Source organism: Agromyces seonyuensis (assembly GCF_009789225.1).
In the GTDB taxonomy this organism is placed as follows: Bacteria; Actinomycetota; Actinomycetes; order Actinomycetales; family Microbacteriaceae; genus Agromyces; species Agromyces seonyuensis.
Window position 1 is genome coordinate 22,754 of the sequence record NZ_WSTA01000012.1, and the last position, 18,661, is coordinate 41,414.

General features: G+C 72.0%; 14 protein-coding genes, 1 tRNA gene, 1 other RNA gene and 2 riboswitches. Of the genes, 8 read left to right on the top strand and 8 right to left on the bottom strand.

The window, feature by feature from the left end; translation table 11 throughout:
* Positions 1 to 10 precede the first annotated feature (10 nt).
* A complete protein-coding gene (aceE, locus tag GB864_RS04295) occupies positions 11 to 2,737 on the bottom strand; it encodes a pyruvate dehydrogenase (acetyl-transferring), homodimeric type (protein ID WP_160423117.1) in 2,727 nt (908 codons plus the stop codon).
* A gap of 215 nt (positions 2,738 to 2,952) precedes the next feature.
* On the opposite strand from aceE, the gene GB864_RS04300 reads away from it, so the two are divergent.
* A complete protein-coding gene (locus GB864_RS04300; RefSeq protein WP_160423118.1) occupies positions 2,953 to 3,411 on the top strand; it encodes a peroxiredoxin in 459 nt (152 codons plus the stop codon).
* Between the two features lie 73 nt (positions 3,412 to 3,484).
* On the opposite strand, the gene GB864_RS04305 is transcribed toward GB864_RS04300, so the two are convergent.
* Positions 3,485 to 4,231: a hypothetical protein gene (locus GB864_RS04305; protein WP_236778873.1), complete on the bottom strand. Its 747-nt coding sequence runs from the start codon at positions 4,229 to 4,231 to the stop codon at positions 3,485 to 3,487.
* A gap of 54 nt (positions 4,232 to 4,285) precedes the next feature.
* On the opposite strand from GB864_RS04305, the gene GB864_RS04310 reads away from it, so the two are divergent.
* Both GB864_RS04310 and GB864_RS04315 read left to right on the top strand, forming a co-directional pair.
* A tRNA-Val gene (locus GB864_RS04310) sits at positions 4,286 to 4,358 on the top strand.
* Positions 4,359 to 4,539: 181 nt separating this feature from the next.
* Positions 4,540 to 7,026, top strand: a complete 2,487-nt coding sequence (locus tag GB864_RS04315) for a M1 family metallopeptidase (RefSeq protein ID WP_160423119.1) — start codon at positions 4,540 to 4,542, stop codon at positions 7,024 to 7,026.
* Between the two features lie 95 nt (positions 7,027 to 7,121).
* Here the strand turns inward: GB864_RS04315 and GB864_RS04320 are convergent, their stop codons facing one another.
* On the bottom strand, positions 7,122 to 7,898 hold the full coding sequence (locus GB864_RS04320) for an IclR family transcriptional regulator (RefSeq protein ID WP_160423120.1): 777 nt from the start codon (positions 7,896 to 7,898) through the stop codon (positions 7,122 to 7,124).
* Positions 7,899 to 8,141: 243 nt separating this feature from the next.
* On the opposite strand from GB864_RS04320, the gene hutH reads away from it, so the two are divergent.
* A complete protein-coding gene (gene hutH / locus GB864_RS04325) occupies positions 8,142 to 9,704 on the top strand; it encodes a histidine ammonia-lyase (protein ID WP_160423121.1) in 1,563 nt (520 codons plus the stop codon).
* 30 nt (positions 9,705 to 9,734) lie between these two features.
* On the opposite strand, the gene GB864_RS04330 is transcribed toward hutH, so the two are convergent.
* Together GB864_RS04330 and GB864_RS04335 are read right to left on the bottom strand one after the other, a co-directional pair.
* Entirely contained in the window at positions 9,735 to 10,352 is a 618-nt protein-coding gene (locus GB864_RS04330; protein ID WP_160423122.1) for a histidine phosphatase family protein, read from the bottom strand.
* A gap of 73 nt (positions 10,353 to 10,425) precedes the next feature.
* On the bottom strand, positions 10,426 to 11,838 hold the full coding sequence (locus GB864_RS04335; RefSeq protein ID WP_160423123.1) for an L-serine ammonia-lyase: 1,413 nt from the start codon (positions 11,836 to 11,838) through the stop codon (positions 10,426 to 10,428).
* A 40-nt stretch (positions 11,839 to 11,878) separates the two neighbouring features.
* Positions 11,879 to 11,980: riboswitch (glycine riboswitch) on the bottom strand.
* Positions 11,981 to 12,071, bottom strand: a riboswitch (glycine riboswitch). It abuts the riboswitch before it with no gap.
* 125 nt (positions 12,072 to 12,196) lie between these two features.
* On the opposite strand from GB864_RS04335, the gene GB864_RS04340 reads away from it, so the two are divergent.
* The 3 genes from GB864_RS04340 (at position 12,197) to rnpB (ending at position 14,418) form a co-directional block, all read left to right on the top strand.
* Entirely contained in the window at positions 12,197 to 13,060 is an 864-nt protein-coding gene (locus GB864_RS04340; protein ID WP_160423124.1) for a Nif3-like dinuclear metal center hexameric protein, read from the top strand.
* Complete coding sequence (locus tag GB864_RS04345; RefSeq protein WP_160423125.1) at positions 13,057 to 13,794, top strand: zinc ribbon domain-containing protein; 738 nt, start codon at positions 13,057 to 13,059, stop codon at positions 13,792 to 13,794. The genes GB864_RS04340 and GB864_RS04345 overlap by 4 nt, the downstream gene beginning before the upstream one ends.
* Positions 13,795 to 14,031: 237 nt before the next feature.
* Positions 14,032 to 14,418, top strand: an RNA gene (gene rnpB / locus GB864_RS04350) — RNase P RNA component class A.
* A 60-nt stretch (positions 14,419 to 14,478) separates the two neighbouring features.
* Here rnpB and ppgK read toward each other — a convergent pair.
* The gene (gene ppgK, locus GB864_RS04355) at positions 14,479 to 15,249 is read right to left on the bottom strand and encodes a polyphosphate--glucose phosphotransferase (protein WP_160423126.1); all 771 of its coding nucleotides are present in this window, start codon (positions 15,247 to 15,249) and stop codon (positions 14,479 to 14,481) included.
* Between the two features lie 5 nt (positions 15,250 to 15,254).
* Entirely contained in the window at positions 15,255 to 16,136 is an 882-nt protein-coding gene (map, locus tag GB864_RS04360) for a type I methionyl aminopeptidase (protein WP_160423127.1), read from the bottom strand.
* A 12-nt stretch (positions 16,137 to 16,148) separates the two neighbouring features.
* Between map and GB864_RS04365 the strand changes: the two genes are divergently transcribed.
* Positions 16,149 to 16,334, top strand: a complete 186-nt coding sequence (locus tag GB864_RS04365) for an SPOR domain-containing protein (RefSeq protein ID WP_160423128.1) — start codon at positions 16,149 to 16,151, stop codon at positions 16,332 to 16,334.
* Positions 16,335 to 16,448: 114 nt separating this feature from the next.
* Here the strand turns inward: GB864_RS04365 and GB864_RS04370 are convergent, their stop codons facing one another.
* Entirely contained in the window at positions 16,449 to 18,479 is a 2,031-nt protein-coding gene (locus tag GB864_RS04370; RefSeq protein ID WP_160423129.1) for a M3 family metallopeptidase, read from the bottom strand.
* Positions 18,480 to 18,661 lie beyond the last annotated feature (182 nt).

An 18,661-nucleotide genomic window follows, 5' to 3' on the forward strand; every position in this document is an offset into this window, starting at 1 on the left:
CGCCCTCGGGTCAGCTCTCCCCGCCGGCGTTGCCGGTGGTGCCGGCGTTCACGTCGAACAGTTCGTACTTCGCGATGGCGAGGGCCACGACCGAGCGGTCGATCTCGCCGCGCCGCGCGAGCTGGTCGAGCGTGCGCACGACGAGCGAGGGGCCGTCGATCTTGAAGAAGCGGCGGGCGGCGGCACGCGTGTCGGAGAAGCCGAAGCCGTCCGCTCCGAGCGTCGCGAAGTCACCGGGGACCCACGCGCGGATCTGGTCCGCGACCTCGTGGTTGTAGTCGCTCGTCGCGACGAACGGTCCCTCGGCGTCCTGCAGCTTCTGCGTGAGGTACGCCGTGCGAGGCTCCTCGTCGGGGTGGAGCCAGTTGTGCTCGTCGGCGGCGAGGCCGTCGCGGCGCAGTTCGCTCCAGCTCGTGACCGACCACACGTCGGCCGAGACGCCCCAGTCGGCGGCGAGGAGCTGCTGCGCCTCGTGCGCCCACGGCACAGCCACGCCGGAGGCGAGCAGCTGGGCCTTCGGGCCCGTGCCCTCGCCGACCGACACGCGGTGGATGCCGTGCACGATGCCGTCGACGTCCACGTCCGCCGGCTCGGCCGGCTGCACCATGGGCTCGTTGTAGACGGTCAGGTAGTACATGACGTTCGGGTCGGCGTGGGTGCCGCCGTACATGCGGTCGAGGCCCGACTTCACGATGTGCGCGATCTCGTAGCCGTAGGCGGGGTCGTACGTGACGACGGCCGGGTTGGTCGCGGCGAGCAGCGGCGAGTGGCCGTCGGCGTGCTGCAGGCCTTCGCCCGTCAGCGTCGTGCGGCCCGCGGTCGCGCCGATGATGAAGCCGCGCGCCATCTGGTCGCCCGCCGCCCACATGGCGTCGCCCGTGCGCTGGAAGCCGAACATCGAGTAGAAGACGTAGACCGGGATCAGCGGCTCGCCGTGCGTCGCGTACGACGTGCCGATGTTCGTGAACGCCGCGAACGCGCCGGCCTCGTTGATGCCGACGTGCACGAGCTGGCCCTGCGGGCTCTCCTTGTACGCGAGCAGCAGTTCGCGGTCGACCGACGTGTAGTGCTGGCCGTTCGGGTTGTAGATCTTCGCCGTCGGGAAGAACGCGTCGATGCCGAAGGTGCGGGCCTCGTCGGGGATGATCGGCACGATGCGGTGACCGAAGTCCTTCGAGCGCATCAGGTCCTTGAGCAGACGCACGAAGGCCATCGTCGAGGCGATCTCCTGCGTGCCCGAACCGCGCTTGGCGACCTGGTACGCCGAGTCCTCGGGCAGCGGGATCTGGGTGTACTTCGAACGGCGCTCGGGCACGTAGCCGCCGAGTTCGCGACGACGCTCCTGCAGGTACTGGATCGCCTCGTCGTCCTGACCGGGGTGGTAGTACGGCGGCAGGTAGGGGTTCTCCTCGAGCTGCGCGTCGGAGATCGGGATGCGCATCTCGTCGCGGAAGCCCTTGAGGTTGTCGAGCGTCAGCTTCTTCATCTGGTGGGTCGCGTTGCGGCCCTCGAAGGACTTGCCGAGGCCGTAGCCCTTGATCGTCTTCGCCAGGATGACCGTGGGCTGGCCCTTGTGCTCGGTCGCGGCCTTGAAGGCGGCGTAGATCTTGCGGTAGTCGTGGCCGCCGCGCTTGAGGCCCCAGACCTGGTCGTCGGTGAGGTCCTTGACGAGCTCGAGGGCGCGCGGGTCGCGGCCGAAGAAGTTCTCGCGGACGTAGGCGCCGGACTCCGTCTTGTACGTCTGGTAGTCGCCGTCGGGCGTGACGTTCATGAGGTTGCGCAGGGCGCCGTCGTGGTCGCGGGCGAGCAGGTCGTCCCACTCGCGGCCCCAGACGACCTTGATGACGTTCCAGCCGGCACCGCGGAAGAAGCTCTCGAGCTCCTGGATGATCTTGCCGTTGCCGCGGACCGGGCCGTCGAGGCGCTGCAGGTTGCAGTTGATCACGAAGTTGAGGTTGTCGAGACCCTCGTTCGCGGCGACCTGGAGCTGGCCGCGGCTCTCGACCTCGTCCATCTCGCCGTCGCCGAGGAACGCCCAGACCTGCTGGTCGGACGCGTCCTTGATGCCGCGGTTGGTGAGGTACTTGTTGAGCTGCGCCTGGTAGATCGCGTTGATCGGGCCGAGGCCCATCGACACCGTCGGGAACTGCCAGAACTCCGGCATGAGGCGCGGGTGCGGGTAGGAGGAGAGCGCGTGCGGGGCGCGGGACTTCTCCTGGCGGAAGCCGTCGAGGTCGGCGTCGCTCAGTCGGCCCTCGAGGAAGCCGCGGGCGTACATGCCGGGGGAGGCGTGGCCCTGGAAGAAGACCTGGTCGCCGCCGCCGGGGTGGTCCTGGCCTCGGAAGAAGTGGTTGAGGCCCACCTCGTAGAGCGAGGCGGCGCCCGCGTACGTCGAGATGTGGCCGCCGACCGCGATGTCGGGGCGCTGTGCGCGGTGCACGAGCACCGCGGCGTTCCAGCGCAGCCAGGCGCGGTAGCGGCGCTCGAGGTCTTCGTCGCCGGGGAACTCGGGCTCGTTCTCGGGCGCGATGGTGTTCAGGTAGTCGGTGGTGGGCACCATCGGGACGCCGAGGTGCAGCTCCTTCGAGCGCTTCAGCAGGCCGAGCATGATCTCCCGGCCGCGCTGGTGGCCCGCTCCCTCGACGACCGCGTCGAGGGATTCGGACCATTCGGCGGTCTCTTCGGGATCGGAGTCGAGTGCTTCGACGCTGTACGGGTCCTGGTCGTTGACAGTCACAGTCGACCTTTCTCTCTTCGGCAGATCGTGCCAAGCAGCGGGGGCGCGTGGCCGCGCCATGTTGTCTACGTCGGACAAACAGCACCAGCCTATTCCCTAAACGAGAGGGTCTCGCACGCGGGGCGGGAGTGCTCAGCGGGGGTGCGGCGGGCTCACCGAAAGCCTGCAGGAACGGTCGGGGCGAGCCCTGTGCGAGCGCCCGTAGGCTGGGCTGCATGACCCTCCAGATCGGCGATGCCGCCCCCGATTTCGCCCTCTCCGACCAGCACGGCCAGACCGTGCGCCTCTCCGACTTCCGCGGCGTCAAGCCCGTGACGCTCGTCTTCTACCCGCTGGCCTTCTCGAGTCGCTGCGAGGGCGAGCTGTGCGAGCTGCGCGACAACTTCGACCTCTTCGACGGGCAGGGCGCCGAGCTGCTGGCGATCTCCGTCGACTCCAAGCACACGCTCCGCGCGTGGGCCGAGGCGCAGGGATACGGCTTCCGCCTCCTCGCCGACTTCTGGCCGCACGGCGAGGTCGCCGCGCAGTACGGCGTCTTCCTCGACGGCGCCGGCATCGCCGACCGGGCGACCTTCGTCATCGGCACCGACGGTCTGATCAAGGCCGCCTTCCGCACGGCGCCGGGCGAGTCCCGGCCGCTCGACGCGTACCGCGAGGCGCTCGCGGCCCTCTGAGCAGAGCGACCGGATGCCTCGTGCCACGACCGTGCGCGCGAGGCATCCTGCCGTTGCAGCTGGCTCGCCCCGCTCAGCCGAGGATGTTCACGGCGCGGGCGATGACGAGCGCGAGCAGCACGAAGCAGCCGAACGCCTGCAGCGCCATGAGCGACTTGAACCGGGGCGAGAGCGGCATCGCGTCGGTCGCGGAGTACGCCATCGAGTTCGACAGGCTCGTGTAGAAGTAGTCGATGAACCGCGGCGTCCATCCGACGAGGGCGGACGAGCGGGCCGCGACCTCGACGACGGCGTCGTCGTCCTCGTCCTGGGGGAAGCGGAAGTCCGCCGCCGGCAGCTCGTGCCGGGGCAGCATCGATCGGCTGACCGCGCCGCCGCGGTCGAGGTCCCAGTACAGGATCGCGAACCCGATGACGTTGGCGACCCACACCTGCAGCGCCGAGAGCAGCAGCACCGAACCCTGATGACCGCCCTCGACGAGCGCCACGATGATCTGCACGAGCGAGACCTGGTTCGTGACGACGAGCACGCTCGTCAGGCCGACGGAGAGGGGCCTCGACCACGCGGTCTCACGGGTGAAGCGGAGCGGGTTCACGACGATCAGTGGGACGAGGCACGCGATCCCCACCGCGACGACGATCCAGCGCTGGATGCCCAGGAGGTCGCCGGGCAGGAACGCGTAGAGGGCGAGCGCCGAGCAGAGGGCGACGACGACGGGCCAGCGGTGCTCCGCCCGGCGCGGTTCGCCGGAGGCCGCCCCCGCGGGCGGATCGCCCGGCACGCGGCCGGGATCGGCCGCCCCCGCACCGCCCTCGCTCATGGCGCGAGTCTACGACCGCGGCCGCTAGCATCGAGGGTGCGCCCCGCGCTCCGCGGGCCTGTAGCTCAGTTGGTAGAGCGCCACGTTTACACCGTGGATGTCGTCGGTTCGAGCCCGGCCGGGCCCACTTCGTCTCACGTCCCCAGCTGCGCGGGCGGGTCGCCGTGCAGTGCCCCCCGAACACGGGGTGTCATCCCGGCGCACGACACGCCATGCGAACGCCGCTGTCACTCGCGGGTAACACCTGACTCATAGCTTGAGCACAGCGTCCGTCCCCGGATGCGTCCCGTACACGAAGAGAGACAGCTATGACACCGATCGCGCAGGCACGCTCGCCGCGACGGCGGCTCCTCGGCCTCGCCGTTCCACTCGTCCTGGCCGCCGGCGTGATCGCCGCGCCGGCCGCAGCGTTCGCCGCCGACGACCCCGTCGACGGCGCCCGCACGTCCACCGATCCGATGTTCCCGAACGTCGGCAACGGCGGCTACGACGCGCTCGACTACGACGTCCGGCTCGCCTGGACGCCCGACGCCGCCCAGTCGGGTCAGTACATCGCCGGTTCGATCGTCGCGACGTCGACGATGACGGCGAAGGCGCTGCAGCCCCTCAAGAGCTTCTCGCTCGACTTCGAGGGGCTGCAGGTCGACTCCGTGCTCGTGAACGGCGTCCCCGCCGCGTGGGAGCGCGACGTCGACGCCGCAGCGATCAAGTTCAAGCTCGTCGTGACCCCGGCGACCCCGGTGAGCGGCGAGTTCACCGTCGCGGTGGCCTACCACGGCGTCCCGAGCTCCCACACCGACCTCGACGGCTCCTCCGAAGGCTGGAACCGCACGGCCGACGGCGCGACGATGCTCGGACAGCCGATCGGCAACATGACGGGATACCCGCACAACAACACCCCGTCCGACAAGGCGACCTACACGTTCGGCATCGACATCCCGACGACGTTGAACAACGTCGCCGGCAACGCGCCCGGTGCGGGCGCCGCGGTCAGCAACGGCGAGCTCGTGTCGAAGACCGCCTCGGCGGACGGCACGCGCACGACCTGGGTCTGGGAGCAGACGAAGCCCATGGCCTCGGAGCTCGCGGTCGTCTCGATCGGCAAGTACGACGTCATCGAGTCGCAGGTCGCGCTCTCCGACGGCTCGAGCATCCCGGCGTGGTCGTTCATGGACTCGGCGCTCTCGGCGACGAACAAGGCGACCATCACGACCCGCGTCGGCCAGCTCGGACCGATCATCCGCAACCTCGAGTCGCTCTACGGCCCCTACCCGGGCAAGAGCGCCGGCGTGATCGTGGACACCGTGCCCGGCGGCATCAGTTACGCCCTCGAGACGCAGGATCGCTCGTTCTTCCCGTCGACGAACTCGGTCGCGGGCAGCACGCTCATCCACGAGCTCGTGCACCAGTGGTACGGCAACAACGTGGCGCCGACGACCTGGACCGACATCTGGATCGGCGAGGGCATGGCCACGTGGGGTCCGGCCTACTACAACTCGAGCGAAGGCTTCGGCACGGCCGCCAACCCGACAGAGCTCACCTATTTCAACTCCTGGAACAACCTCGCGGCCACGAGCCCGAACTGGAGCATCGCGCCCGGTCTGCAGACGGACTCCGCCGAGCTGTACGAGTACCAGACGTACACGCGCGGCGCGCAGTTCTGGGCGGCACTCCGGGTGGCGATCGGCGACGACGCGTTCTTCGACCTCATCCGCGAGTGGCAGGTGCGCTACGGCGGCACGAGCAAGACGGGCGCCGACCTCAAGGCGCTCGCCGAGGAGCTCTCCGGCCGCGATCTCACGGCGCTCTGGCAGGACTGGATCCTCGAGTCCGGCAAGCCCGCCTGGCCCGAGAAGCTGAGCCTCTCGCTCGCGTCCTCGCCCGCCGAGGGATTCGTCCCGGCCGGACAGACGGTCTCGTACACGCTCACGGCCACGAACACCGGCCGCGTGCCGCTCGGGACCTCCGTCGCGACGGTCGACGTCGCCGGGCTCCTCGGGCAGGCGAGCATCGATCCGGCCGGGCTGCCCGCCGGGCTCACGCTCGACGGCACGACGCTCACCTGGGCCGTCCCGGCGGTCGCGGCGAGCCCGGCCGCGCCGCAGAGCGCCACCGCGACCTTCACCGCGACGGTGAAGTCGACGGCGACCGGCGGCCCGCTGACGGCCGTCGCGAAGGTCGCGACGCTCGGCGGCACGTGCGTCGCCTGCACGTCGACCCTCTCGGTGCCCGACACCCAGCGCCCCACGGCGAGCCTCGTCTCGCCGACGACGGCCGGTCCGTTCTCGGCGCTCTCGCTCCGCGTGGACGCTACGGACAACCTCGGGCTCGCCCGGATCGTCGCGAACGTCTACCAGGGTTCGACGCTCGTCAAGAGCACCCAGACCAAGGTGGCCGACGGGGCGACGAGCGGCACGCACACCGCCACGGTGTCGCTGCCCGACGGGTCGTACACGATCAAGTACAACTCGCAGGACCTCGCGGGCAACATCTCGGCGACGAGCACCTTCGCCGTGACGCTCGACTCGACGAAGCCGACCGCGACCGTCAAGGACGGGACGTCGTTCACGTCCCCGGCCGCCGGTCCGTACGACGTCGTGAGCTTCAAGCTCTACGACGCGGGCAAGATCGACAAGGTCGTGCTCAACGGCACCGTGAAGGACCTCAGCGACAACGCGTGGTCCGACGTGAACTTCGTGAAGCCCGGCGTCTTCGGCGCCGTCCGCGGCACGAACACCCTCGTCGTGCACGACGTCGCGGGCAACGTCTCCACGGTGGTCTTCGAGCTGCGCTGACCCGGCGTCCCTCGATCGGACGGCGCCTCCCCGGGATTCCGGGGAGGCGCCGTTCCGGTGTGCGGCACGTGCGGCAGGGTGCCGGAAACGGCGGCTCAGGCGCCGACCTGGCGGCCGAGCCGCCGCTGCAGTTCGGTCGCCGTGGGCCGGATCGCCTCGGCGAGATCCGGCCACGAGTCGCGCGGATGCTCGTCGGAGCGGAACGTGATCGCGACGGCCGCGATCGGCCACCCCGCGGCATCCCGGATGGCCGATGCCACCGACGCGAGTCCGGGGGAGACCTCGCCGTCCTCCCAGGCGTACCCGGCGGCTCGGATGCTCGCGAGCAGCGACCGCAGCTCGCCCGGCGACGTCGGGGCGGCGTCGCCGCGGTGCGCGAACGCGCCGGCATCCGGATAGAGCGCCCGCACCTGCGGACGATCGAGCGCGGCGAGCATCGCACGACCGCTCGCGGTGAACTGCGCGGGCAGCCGCACCCCCACCTCGGAGACGAGGGCCGGCCTGTGGCGGGCGCGCTCCTCGACGACGTAGACGACCTCGCGGCCCTGCAGGACGGCGAGCTGGAGGCTCTCGCCGAGCCGGTCGACGGCGGCGGCGAGCAACGGGGCGCCGAGCCGGGCGAGCGGGGCCTGCCGGAGGTAGCCCGAGCCGAGTTCTGAGGCCGCGACGCCGAGGCCGTAGCGCTGCTCCTCGGGGTAGTGCAGCAGCAGGCCCTCCTCGACGAGGGCCGCGAGCAGGTGGTACGTCGAGGACCGCGGCAGGCCGAGCTCGCGCGCGAGCGCCGCGGCCGGCACGGGACCGCGCTGGGCGGCGAGGTGGCGCAGCAGCCGCGCGGTCGCACGGGCGGCGGGCACCTGTCCGCGTCCGGTCATCCCGACTCCTCCCTCACCCGCACTCCGCACTCCGGTTTCGCGAGCGGGGCACTCCCAGTTCGCGAGTGGGCACTCCCGTTTCGCGAGTGGGTAGGTGCTGCGGGTCGGCTGCGCCGAGCACCCGCAGCACCTACCCACTCGGGAAGGTATGGCGGGCGTGCCTCCTCGAAAGAAGTCTGGCATGTGAGACAGCTCCGCCCGGAACGCCGTGGTCGCCCCGGCCTGACCAGCTGAGATGGATGCATGACGACGACCGCGCCCGACTCCGCCCGCACCCAGCCCTCGCCCGCCCGCCGCGTCGAGCGTGCCGCCGTTCGCCTCGGCGCCGGCGAGCTCACGATCGCCGACGTCGTCGCGGTCGCCCGTCATCGTGCACCCGTGGAGCTCGACGCCGCCTCGCTCGCCGAGGTCGAACGCACGCGTGCGGTCATCGAGGCGCTCGCCGCCGACCCGCATCCGCACTACGGCGTCTCGACCGGGTTCGGCGCGCTCGCGACGACCTTCATCGCGCCCGAGCGCCGCACCCAGCTGCAGGCGAGCCTCATCCGCTCGCACGCCGCCGGCTCCGGCCCCGAGGTCGAGCGGGAGGTCGTGCGCGCGACGATGCTGCTGCGCCTGCGCACGCTGCTCACCGGCCGCACGGGCGTGCGTCCGCTCGTCGTGCAGGCGTACGCCGACCTGCTGAACGCCGGCATCACGCCGATCGTGCACGAGTACGGCTCGCTCGGCTGCTCGGGCGACCTCGCCCCGCTCTCCCACATCGCGCTCGCGGTCATGGGCGAGGGCGACGTGCGCGACGCGCAGGGCATCCGGATGCCCGCCGCAGGCGCGCTCCCGGCCGCGGGCCTCGCCCCGGTCGTGCTCGCCGAGAAGGAGGGCCTCGCGCTCGTCAACGGCACCGACGGGATGCTCGGACAGCTCGCGATCGCCCTGCACGACCTCGGTTCGCTCGTCGACACCGCCGACCTCGCGGCCGCGATGAGCGTCGAGGCGCTGCTCGGCACCGACCGCGTCTTCGCCGACGACCTCCAGGCCCTGCGTCCCCACGCCGGTCAGCGCCGCTCGGCCGGGAACATCCTCGCCGCCCTCGACGGTTCGGAGATCGTCGCGAGCCATGCCGGCCCCGGCGACGGGCGGGTGCAGGACGCCTACTCGCTGCGCTGCGCGCCGCAGGTGCACGGCGCGGTGCGCGACACGATGGCGCACGCCGCCTCGGTCGCGAGCGCCGAACTCGCCGCCGCGATCGACAACCCCGTCGTCACGGCCGACGGCCGCGTGGAGTCCAACGGCAACTTCCACGGGGCGCCGATCGCCTACGTGCTCGACTTCCTCGCGATCGCCGTCGCCGATCTCGCCTCGATCTCCGAGCGCCGCACTGACCGGATGCTCGATCCGGCCCGCTCGCACGGCCTGCCCGCGTTCCTCGCGGGCGAACCGGGCGTCGACTCGGGCCACATGATCGCCCAGTACACGGCGGCCGGCATCGTCTCCGAGCTCAAGCGTCTCGCGGTGCCCGCCTCGGTCGACTCGATCCCGTCCTCGGCGATGCAGGAGGACCACGTCTCGATGGGCTGGGCCGGCGCGCGGAAGCTGCGGCGGGCGGTCGACGGCCTCACGCGTGTGCTCGCGATCGAACTGCTGACGGCGGCCCGCGCGGCCGACTTCCGGGCGCCGCTCGCGTCGAGCCCGGTGATCGCGGGGATGCGCTCGCGCATCCGCGAGCTCGTCGACGGCCCCGGCGCCGACCGCTACCTCGCGCCGGAGATCGAGGCCGTCGTCGGCCTCATCGCGCCCGCGCGCGGCTGAGCCTAGCGGCGCCGGAGCGGATCGGTCGTCCTACGCGTCGCTGGGGGGACTGTCGCCCGCCCCGGGCAGTGCGCCGCGTCGGCCGACCTCGTGCACGGTCCAGGCGCCGTCGGCGTCCCGCTCGAGCAGCGTCCAGGTGGCCGTCCGCAGGTGGCCGTGCGGTGCGCGCGGGTCGATCGCGTGCACGACCTGGCGGATGACCACGTCGTGCGTCACGACGACGACGTCGCCGCCGGGATGCGCGTCGAGCACCCGCTCGACCGCGGGCCGCGCCCGCACGAGCACCGTGGCCTTCTTTTCCACGCCGGGGGCGTCGTCGACGCGGCCGAACGCGGCGACGACCTCGAGACGCACCTGGCCCGTCCATTGGCCGTAGTCGCGGTCGTTGAAGTCCGCATCCACGATCGGCGCGAGGCCGAGCGGCCCGGCGACCGCCTCGGCGGTCTGCACCGCCCGCTGCAGCGGACTCGAGTAGACGGCGACGGCGCCCGAACCGGCGAACCGCTCGCCGAGCCGTGCCGCCTGGGCGTGCCCGTGCGCGTCGAGCGGTGGATCGGCGAGCCCGCGGAGACGCCCGGCGGCGTTCAACGCGGTCTGTCCGTGGCGGATCAGATACAGCCGCTGCGCGCCGTCCCCCGTGGCATCCATGGCCCTGATTCTGCCCTGCCGTGGCCACGAACCCGACGGGGCCGCGCGCGAAGCCGCCGCGGGAACCTCGGAATCAGCACTCGATGACGTTCACGGCGAGCCCGCCGAGCGCCGTCTCCTTGTACTTGTGGCTCATGTCGCGACCCGTCTCGCGCATCGTGTCGATGACCTGGTCGAGCGTGACGTGGTGCGAGCCGTCGCCCCACAGCGCCATCTGCGCGGCGTTGACGGCACGCGCTGCGGCGATCGCGTTGCGCTCGATGCACGGGATCTGCACGAGGCCGCCGATGGGGTCGCAGGTGAGCCCGAGGTTGTGCTCCATCGCGATCTCGGCGGCGTTCTCGACCTGCTCCGGCGTGCCGCCCATGAGCTCGGCGAGCCCGGCGGCGGCCATCGAGGCGGCCGAGCCGACCTCGCCCTGGCAGCCGACCTCCGCCCCCGAGATCGAGGCGCGCGTCTTGTAGAGGATGCCCACCGCGCCGGCCGCGAGCAGGAACCGGGCCGTCGCATCGTCGCGGACGGCATCGTCGGCCCCGCGGTACGCGGGCAGGTACTCGAGGGCGTAATCGAGCACCGCGGGGATGATCCCGGCGGCGCCGTTGGTGGGCGCCGTGACGATGCGCCCGCCCGAGGCGTTCTCCTCGTTGACGGCGAGGGCGACGAAGTTCACCCACTCCTGCCAGCGGGCGGGGTCGCGGTCCGGGTCCTCGGCCCGCAGGCGCTCGAGCCAGCGCGCCGCGCGGCGGCGCACGTGCAGGCCGCCGGGCAGCTCGCCTTCGCGATCGGCGCTCGACCACACGGATGCCCGCATGACGGCGGCCCGCTCGAGGAGGCCGGCACGGGTCTCGGCTTCGGGCCGGCGTGCGGCTTCGTTGCGCAGCATCACTCCGGAGAACGAGAGCCCTTCGGCGCGGCACTGCGCGAGCAGCTCGGCGGCGGTGGAGAACGGGAGCGGGAGCGCCGCGCCGGGGGCCGCGGCGCCCGCGGGTTCGTCCTCGCGCTCCACGAATCCGCCGCCGACCGAGTACGACGTCTCGCCGAACAGTTCGGCGCCGGTCTCGTCGAATGCGGCGAAGCGCATGCCGTTCGGATGCTTCGGCAGCATCGTCAACGGGTGCAGGATCACGTCGTCCTCGATCGAGAACGGGACCTCGCGGGCGCCGCCGAAGCGGAGGATGCCGGTCGTGTGCTGTTCCGCGAGCCGGATCGACGCGCCTGCGGGGTCGACGCGATCGGGCAGGTCGCCCTCGAGGCCGATGGCGACGGCGTCGAAGGTGCCGTGCCCCCGGCCGGTCGCGGCGAGCGAGCCGTAGAGGTCGACCCGCACCCGCGCGACGCGGGGGAGCAACCCGGCATCGGCGACGCGGGCGGCGAACCCCGCGGCGGCGCGCATGGGACCGACCGTGTGCGAGCTCGACGGGCCGATGCCGACCGAGAAGAGCTCGAAGACGCTGATCGTCGGGCCGATGTTCGCGAGATCGTGCATGGAGGCTCCTCATGGACCCGCAGCGCGCGGGTGTTCGGTTCCTCCCCGCTCTGTATCGGACCTGAGAGATTCCGCCCGCTCCCTCGTCGGAGTGGACGTTGCACCGTCGGTGCGGCCCGTGGGGGCCGGCTTTCCAGAGTCGCCGGTCGATGCAGTACAGGGGCCTGAGAGATTCCCGGGGAGGGCTTGCTCCTACGGCGGCACCCGGGGGTGCGCTCTCCTGCATCGACGTCGCAGCGTGCTCGATTCTCGCAGCATCGCGGCAGCGGCGCCACCCGGCCGGGCCGGCCGCGCGACGCCGGGGAAGTCCGGTGGCGTCGACCGGCCCGGCGGCAGGCCGGGCGGGTAGGCTCGACGGGTGCCAACCCTCGCCGAAGTCGTGTCCGTCGCCCACGGGCGGTGGCCGCTTTCCGGCGCCGAACCGTGGGACGCCCCCGGCCTCCTCGCGGGCGACCCGCAGGCGGGCGTGGCGCGCATCCTGCTCGCCGTCGACGCCGTGGCCGCCACGGTCGACGAAGCCGTCGACGGCGGCTACGACCTCCTGCTCACGCACCACCCGCTGCTGCTGCGCGGCGTGACGAGCGTGGCGGAGGACCGCTACAAGGGCGCACTGCTCGCCCGGCTCATCCGCGGCGGCACCGCGCTGCTCGCCGCGCACACGAACGCCGACGTCGTCGAGGACGGCACCTCGGGCGTCCTCGCCGTCGGGCTCGGCCTGCAGAGTTCTCGCCCGATCGTGCCCGACGCGAGCGGCAGCCGCGGCCTCGGCCGCATCGGCACGCTCGCCGAACCGGTGCGCCTGCTCGACTTCGCCCGTCGCGTCGCCGACCTCCTGCCCGCCACCGCCGGCGGGGTGCGCATCGCCGGCGACCCCGAGCAGCTCGTGACCACGGTCGCCGTCTGCGGCGGTGCCGGCGACTCCCTGCTCGGCGATGCCGGCGTGCGAGCCGCCGACGTCTACGTCACCGCCGACCTCCGCCACCACCCCGCGCAGGAGGCGCGCGAGCAGGCCCGCCTCGGCGGCGGCCCCGCCCTCGTCGACGTCTCCCACTGGGCGAGCGAATGGCTGTGGCTCGACGCCGCGGCCACCGCGCTCCGCGACGCACTGCCCGACGCCCAGGTCGACGTCTCCGAACTCAACACCGATCCCTGGGACTTCGCGCTCGTCCGAGCGCCGAACCCCACCGAACCACGGCGACATCGCCGGAAGGAGCCCGCATGAAGGCCGCCCCCGCCCAGCAGCAGGAGCTGCTGCGTCTGCAGGACCGCGACATCGCGCTCACGCAGCTCGCCCACAAACTCCGCGCGCTGCCGCAGACCAAGGCGCTCGCCGACCTCGCCGCGGCCGACGACGTGCTGCGCCGCGAGACGACCGCCCCGCTCGGCGAGCTCGACGACGCGCGCGCCGAACTCGGCCGCATCGAGTCCGACGTCGCGGTGGTCGAAGCCCGCATCACGCGCGACGAGAGCCGCCTCCAGCTCGTCACCAACCCGAAGGACGCCGTCGGCCTCGAGTCCGAGCTCGAATCCCTCCGTCGACGGCTCTCCGAGCTCGAGGACAACGAACTCGTCGTCATGGAACGCATCGAGGAGGGCGAGGCGGGCGTCGCCGCCATCGAGGCGAAGCGCGCCGAACTCGCCGCCCAGCGCACGGCCCTCGCCGAGGAGCGCGACCAGGCCGCCGGCGTGCTCGCGGTCGAGCAGGAGAACGCCGAGCGCGATCGCGGCATCGTCGCGAGCGGCATCGACGCCGACCTGCTCGCCCTCTACGAGCGCCACCGCGCCGCCGGCGGCGGCATCGGCGCGGCGCTGCTCCGCCAGCGTGCGTGCGGCGGCTGCACGATGACCCTCACCGGCACCGACCTCGACCGCGTTCGCAAGGCCGCAGCCGACGAAGTGGTGCTGTGCCCGGAGTGCGACCGCATCCTCGTGCGCACGGAGGAGTCCGGGCTCTGACGCGTCCGCCGGTCGAGAAGCGCGAAGCGGGTCTCGAGACCTCGTCCGTGCGGAGGACTCCGGGCTCTGGCCCCGGTCCGCTGGTCGAGTAGCGCGAAGCGCGTCTCGAGACCTCGTCCGTACGGAGGGCTCCGGCCTCTGGCCTCGGTCGTCCGCTGGTCGAGTAGCGCGAAGCGCGTATCGAGACCTCGTCCGTACGGAGGGCTCCGGGCTCCGACCCGGTAGGCTGTTCCGGATCGGGTCGGCCAGACGGTCGCGTCGCGGACAACGGCTTCGGCCGCGGTCCGTGCCGAGGAACGTCCGGGCTCCGCAGGGCAGGACGGTGGGTAACACCCACCCGGGGCAACCCGCGAGACAGTGCCACAGAGAACAGACCGCCACGGGCTCCGGCCCGCGGTGAGGGTGAAACGGTGGGGTAAGAGCCCACCAGCGGCCGCGGTGACGCGGTCGGCTCGGTAAACCTCGTTCGGAGCAAGGCCAGACAGAGCACTATGGGGCTGCCCGTCCCGTGCTCGGGTAGGCCGCTGGAGGGCCGCGGCAACGCGTCCCCGAGAGAGATGGCCGTCGAACCGCGTCGCGAGAGCGCGCGGGGAACAGAACCCGGCGTATCGGCCGGCCCGCTCATACGACGCGAACGGCGCCCGCCCCGGAAACGGGGCGGGCGCCGTTCGTCGTTCCGAACCCTCAGCCGGCGGCGAGGCCCGCCGCGCCGATGATGCCCGCGTTGTTGCGGTGCACGGCGGCGATGATCGGCACGGACAGGTGCAGCTTCGGCAGGAACTTCTCGGGGTGCTTCGAGACGCCGCCGCCGACGACGAACAGGTCGGGGGAGAAGAGGAACTCGAGCGTCGAGTAGTACTTCTGGAGCCGTTCGGCCCACTGGTCCCACGAGAGCTCTTCGCGTTCCATGGCGGAGTAGGCGGCCCGCGACTCGGCGTCGTGACCGTCGATCTCGAGGTGTCCGAGCTCGCTGTTGGGCACGAGCACGCCGTTGTGGAGCATCGCGGAGCCGATGCCGGTGCCGAGGGTCGTCAGGATGACGAGCCCGTCGACGCCCTTCGCAGCGCCGTTGCGGAGTTCTGCGACGCCGGCGGCATCCGCGTCGTTGACGAATCGGATGTCGCGATCGAGACGCTGCTCGAAGAGGCGCTCGGCCGGGAGGCCGATCCACTTCTTCGAGACGTTCGCCGCCGACAGCGTGCGCCCGTCCTTGACGATCGCCGGGAAGCACACGCCGAGCGGGAGCTTGTCGAGCTTCGGAGCGTCGTCGGCCTCGGCGATCTTGTCGAGCAACTCCGCCGTCGCTTCGAGGATGTCGTCCGGTTCGCCGCCGTCGGGTGTGAAGATCTTGATGCGTTCGGTGACGAGTTTGCCGGTGCGGAGGTCGACCACGGCCCCCTTGATGCCCGTTCCGCCGATGTCGATGCCGATCGCGTGGTGGTGCGAGTTCCCCATGGCCTTCACCCTACCGAGGTCGCCGGAGGCAGCGTCAGGATTTCGACGCCGCGCTCGGTCACGACCATCGTGTGCTCGAACTGCGCGGTGAGCTTCCGGTCCCGCGTCGTCACGGTCCAGTCGTCGTCCCACACGTCCCACTCGGTCGTGCCGAGGGTGAGCATGGGCTCGATCGTGAAGACCATGCCGACCTCGATGATGTCGTCGTACTGCTCGGTGTCGTAGTGGGGGATGATCAGCCCGGTGTGGAACGCGCGGCCGACGCCGTGCCCCGTGTACTCCCGGACCACGCCGTAGTCGAAGCGCTTCGCGTACGCCTCGATCGCACGGCCGATGACGTTGACCTGACGCCCGGGCGCGACGGCCTTCATGCCGCGGCGCAGCGCCTCCTCGGTGCGCTCGACGACCAGTCGGGTCTCCTCGGCGCCCTCGCCGACGACGAAGGTGCGGTTGAGGTCGCCGTGATAGCCGTCGAGGTAGGCGGTCACGTCGAGGTTGATCAGGTCGCCGTCCTCGAGCACGGTGTCGTCGGGGATGCCGTGGCAGATCACTTCGTTGACCGAGGTGCAGCTCGACTTCGGGTAGCCCCGGTAGCCGAGGGTCGAGGGGTAGGCGCCGTGGCCGACGACGTACTCGTGCACGATGCGGTCGAGCTCGTCGGTCGTGACGCCCGGTCGGATCGCCGCGGCCGCGGCCTCGATGGCGCCGGCGGCGATCGTGCCGGCGGCGCGGATGCGCTCGACCTCGTCGGGGGCGTAGCGGTCGCCCCCGGTGTTGGGGCGCGGCTCGGCGCGGCCGACGTACTCGGGGCGGGCGATCGAGGCCGGCACGGCGCGCGCGGGCGACAGTCGGCCGGGGATCAGATGTCCGGCGGAATCCTTGGGCATACGATCAAGCCTATGACTGCGGATATCGAGCAGAAGTTCTGGTACAACCTCAAGACCGGCGCGGTGGAGCACGGGTTCCAGTCGGCGTCGGCCGATCGCGTCGGGCCGTTCGACACGCACGCGGAGGCCGAGCAGGCGCTCGAGATCCTCCGCGCGAACTCGGCCAAGTGGGCCGAGGAGGACGCCGCCGAGGACTGACCCCGCCGGTCGGGTAGCGACAACTGACCTCGCCGGTCGAGTAGCGACGAAGGAGCGTATCGAGACCCCTTTGCAGGGTCTCGATACGCTTCGCACTCGACCGGCGACGCCGGCTCAGGCGAGCCCGCGGCGCTCCAGGAGCGGCTCGATGGCCGCATCGCGGCCGCGGAACGCGCGGTACGCCTCGAGCGGGTCGCGCGAGCCGCCGATGCCGAGCACGAACTCGCGGAAACGGTCCCCGTTCGCCCGCAGCAGCCCGCCGTGCTCGTCGAACCAGGCGCCGGTGTCGGCGTCGAGCACCTCGCTCCAGATGTAGGAGTAGTAGCCCGCGTCGTAGCCGCCCGCGAACACGTGCGCGAAGTACGTGCTCGAGTAGCGCGGCGGCACGGCCGGGTCGTCGAGGCCGACGGCGGCGAGCGCCGCGGCCTCGAACGCGGCGACGTCGTGCACGTCGGCATCCGCGTCGATCGTGTGCCAGGCCTGGTCGAGCAGTGCGGCGGCGAGGTACTCGCTCGTTTGGAAGCCCTCGTTGAACGCCCGGGCCGCGAGGAGCTTCTCGACGAGCTCGGCGGGCATGGGCTCGCCCGTCTCGTGGTGCACCGCGTAGTTGGCGAGGATCTCGGGGTGGAGCATCCACATCTCGTTGACCTGGCTCGGGAACTCGACGAAGTCGCGGTAGACGTTCGTGCCGGAGAAGGACGGGTAGGTCGTGCGCGCGAAGAGCCCGTGCAAGGCGTGGCCGAACTCGTGGAAGAGGGTCTCGGTCTCGTCGTAGGTGAGCAGCGTGGGCTCGCCGGCGGCGGGCTTCGGCACGTTGAGGTTGTTCACGACGACCGGCAGCCCGCCGAGGAGGTCGGATTGCTCGACGAGCGAGTTCATCCACGCGCCGCCGCGTTTGGAGTCGCGCGTGAAGAAGTCGCCGAGGAAGAGGCCGACGGGGGAGCCGTCCTCGTCGTGGACCTCCCAGATGCGCACTTCGGGGTGGTAGCCGACGAGGTCGGGGCGCGGGGTGAACGTGATGCCGTAGAGGCGGGTCGCGGCGTGGAAGACGCCGTCCACGAGCACGCGATCGAGCTCGAAGTAGGGGCGCATGGCGGCGAGGTCGACGTCGTAGCGCTCGGTGCGCACCTGCTCGGCGTAGAACGACCAATCGGATGCCTCGATGGCGCGGCCGCCGACGGCATCCGCCCGCTCCTGCAGGAGCGCGAGCTCGGCGCGGGCGTTGCGGGCCGCCGCCGGAGCGAGCCGGCCGAGCATCGCGGCCACGGCCTCGGGCGTGCGCGCGGTCTGGTCGGCCGTGACGGCCGCCGCGTGGTTCGGGAAGCCGAGGAGCCGGGCGCGTTCGGCGCGCAGTCGCGAGATCCGCAGCACGAGCTCGCGGTTGTCGTGGTCGCCGCCGCGGCCGCCGCGCGAGCGCGAGGCCGTCATGATGCGGTCGCGCGTCGCCGGCGAGGTGAGGGCGGCGAGCCACGGATGCCCGGTCGGCAGCACGAGGGTGACGAGCCAGCCGTCGAGCCCGCGCGACTTCGCGGCCTCGCGCGCGGCGGAGCGCTCGCCCTCGCTCAACCCGTCGAGCTCGGCCTCGTCGGCGACGAGCACCGCGAGCTCGTTCGTGTCGGCGAGGAGTTGCTTCTCGAAGCGGGTCGTGAGCGTCGACAGCTCGGCGTTGAGCTCGCGCAGGCGGTCCTTGTCGGACTCGGCGAGGGCGGCGCCGGCGAGCGTCATCTCGGTGTGCCGGCGCTCGATGAGGTAGACGGACTCGGCGTCGAGGCCGAGCGCGCCGCGGTTCGCGTGCAGTGCGTCGATGCGGGCGTAGAGCACGGGGTCGAGTCGGATGCGGTCGCTGTGCGCCGCGAGGATCGGCGCGAACTCGGCCTCGAGACGGTTCGTCTCCTCGCTGGAGTCGGACGAGCTCTGGTTGTAGAAGACCCGCAGCACCCGGCCGAGGTACTGGCCGCTCCGCTCGAGCGGGAGCATCGTGTTCTCGAACGTCGGGGCGGACTCGTCGGCGGTGATCGCGGCGACCTCGGCTTCGTGCTCCGCGATCGCGGCGCGGAGCGCGGGCTCGTAATCGGACTCGGCGAGCTCGGCGAACGGGGGCAGTCGGTAGGGCAGGGGGCTCGGGGCGGCGAACGGGTTCGGCATGGGCTCCACCCTAGAGGCGCGTGCGGCGGCAGCGGCCGTCTCCGGGGGGCGCCGTTCGCGGGGCCGAGGCGGGGCGACCGGCCGTCCCGCGAAGCAGTGCCGAGGCGGGGCATTCGTCCGTGCCCGGCCACCGCGCGCGTGGGGCGGCCGTAGCATCGGGCACCCCCGGCGGCGCAGGGCGA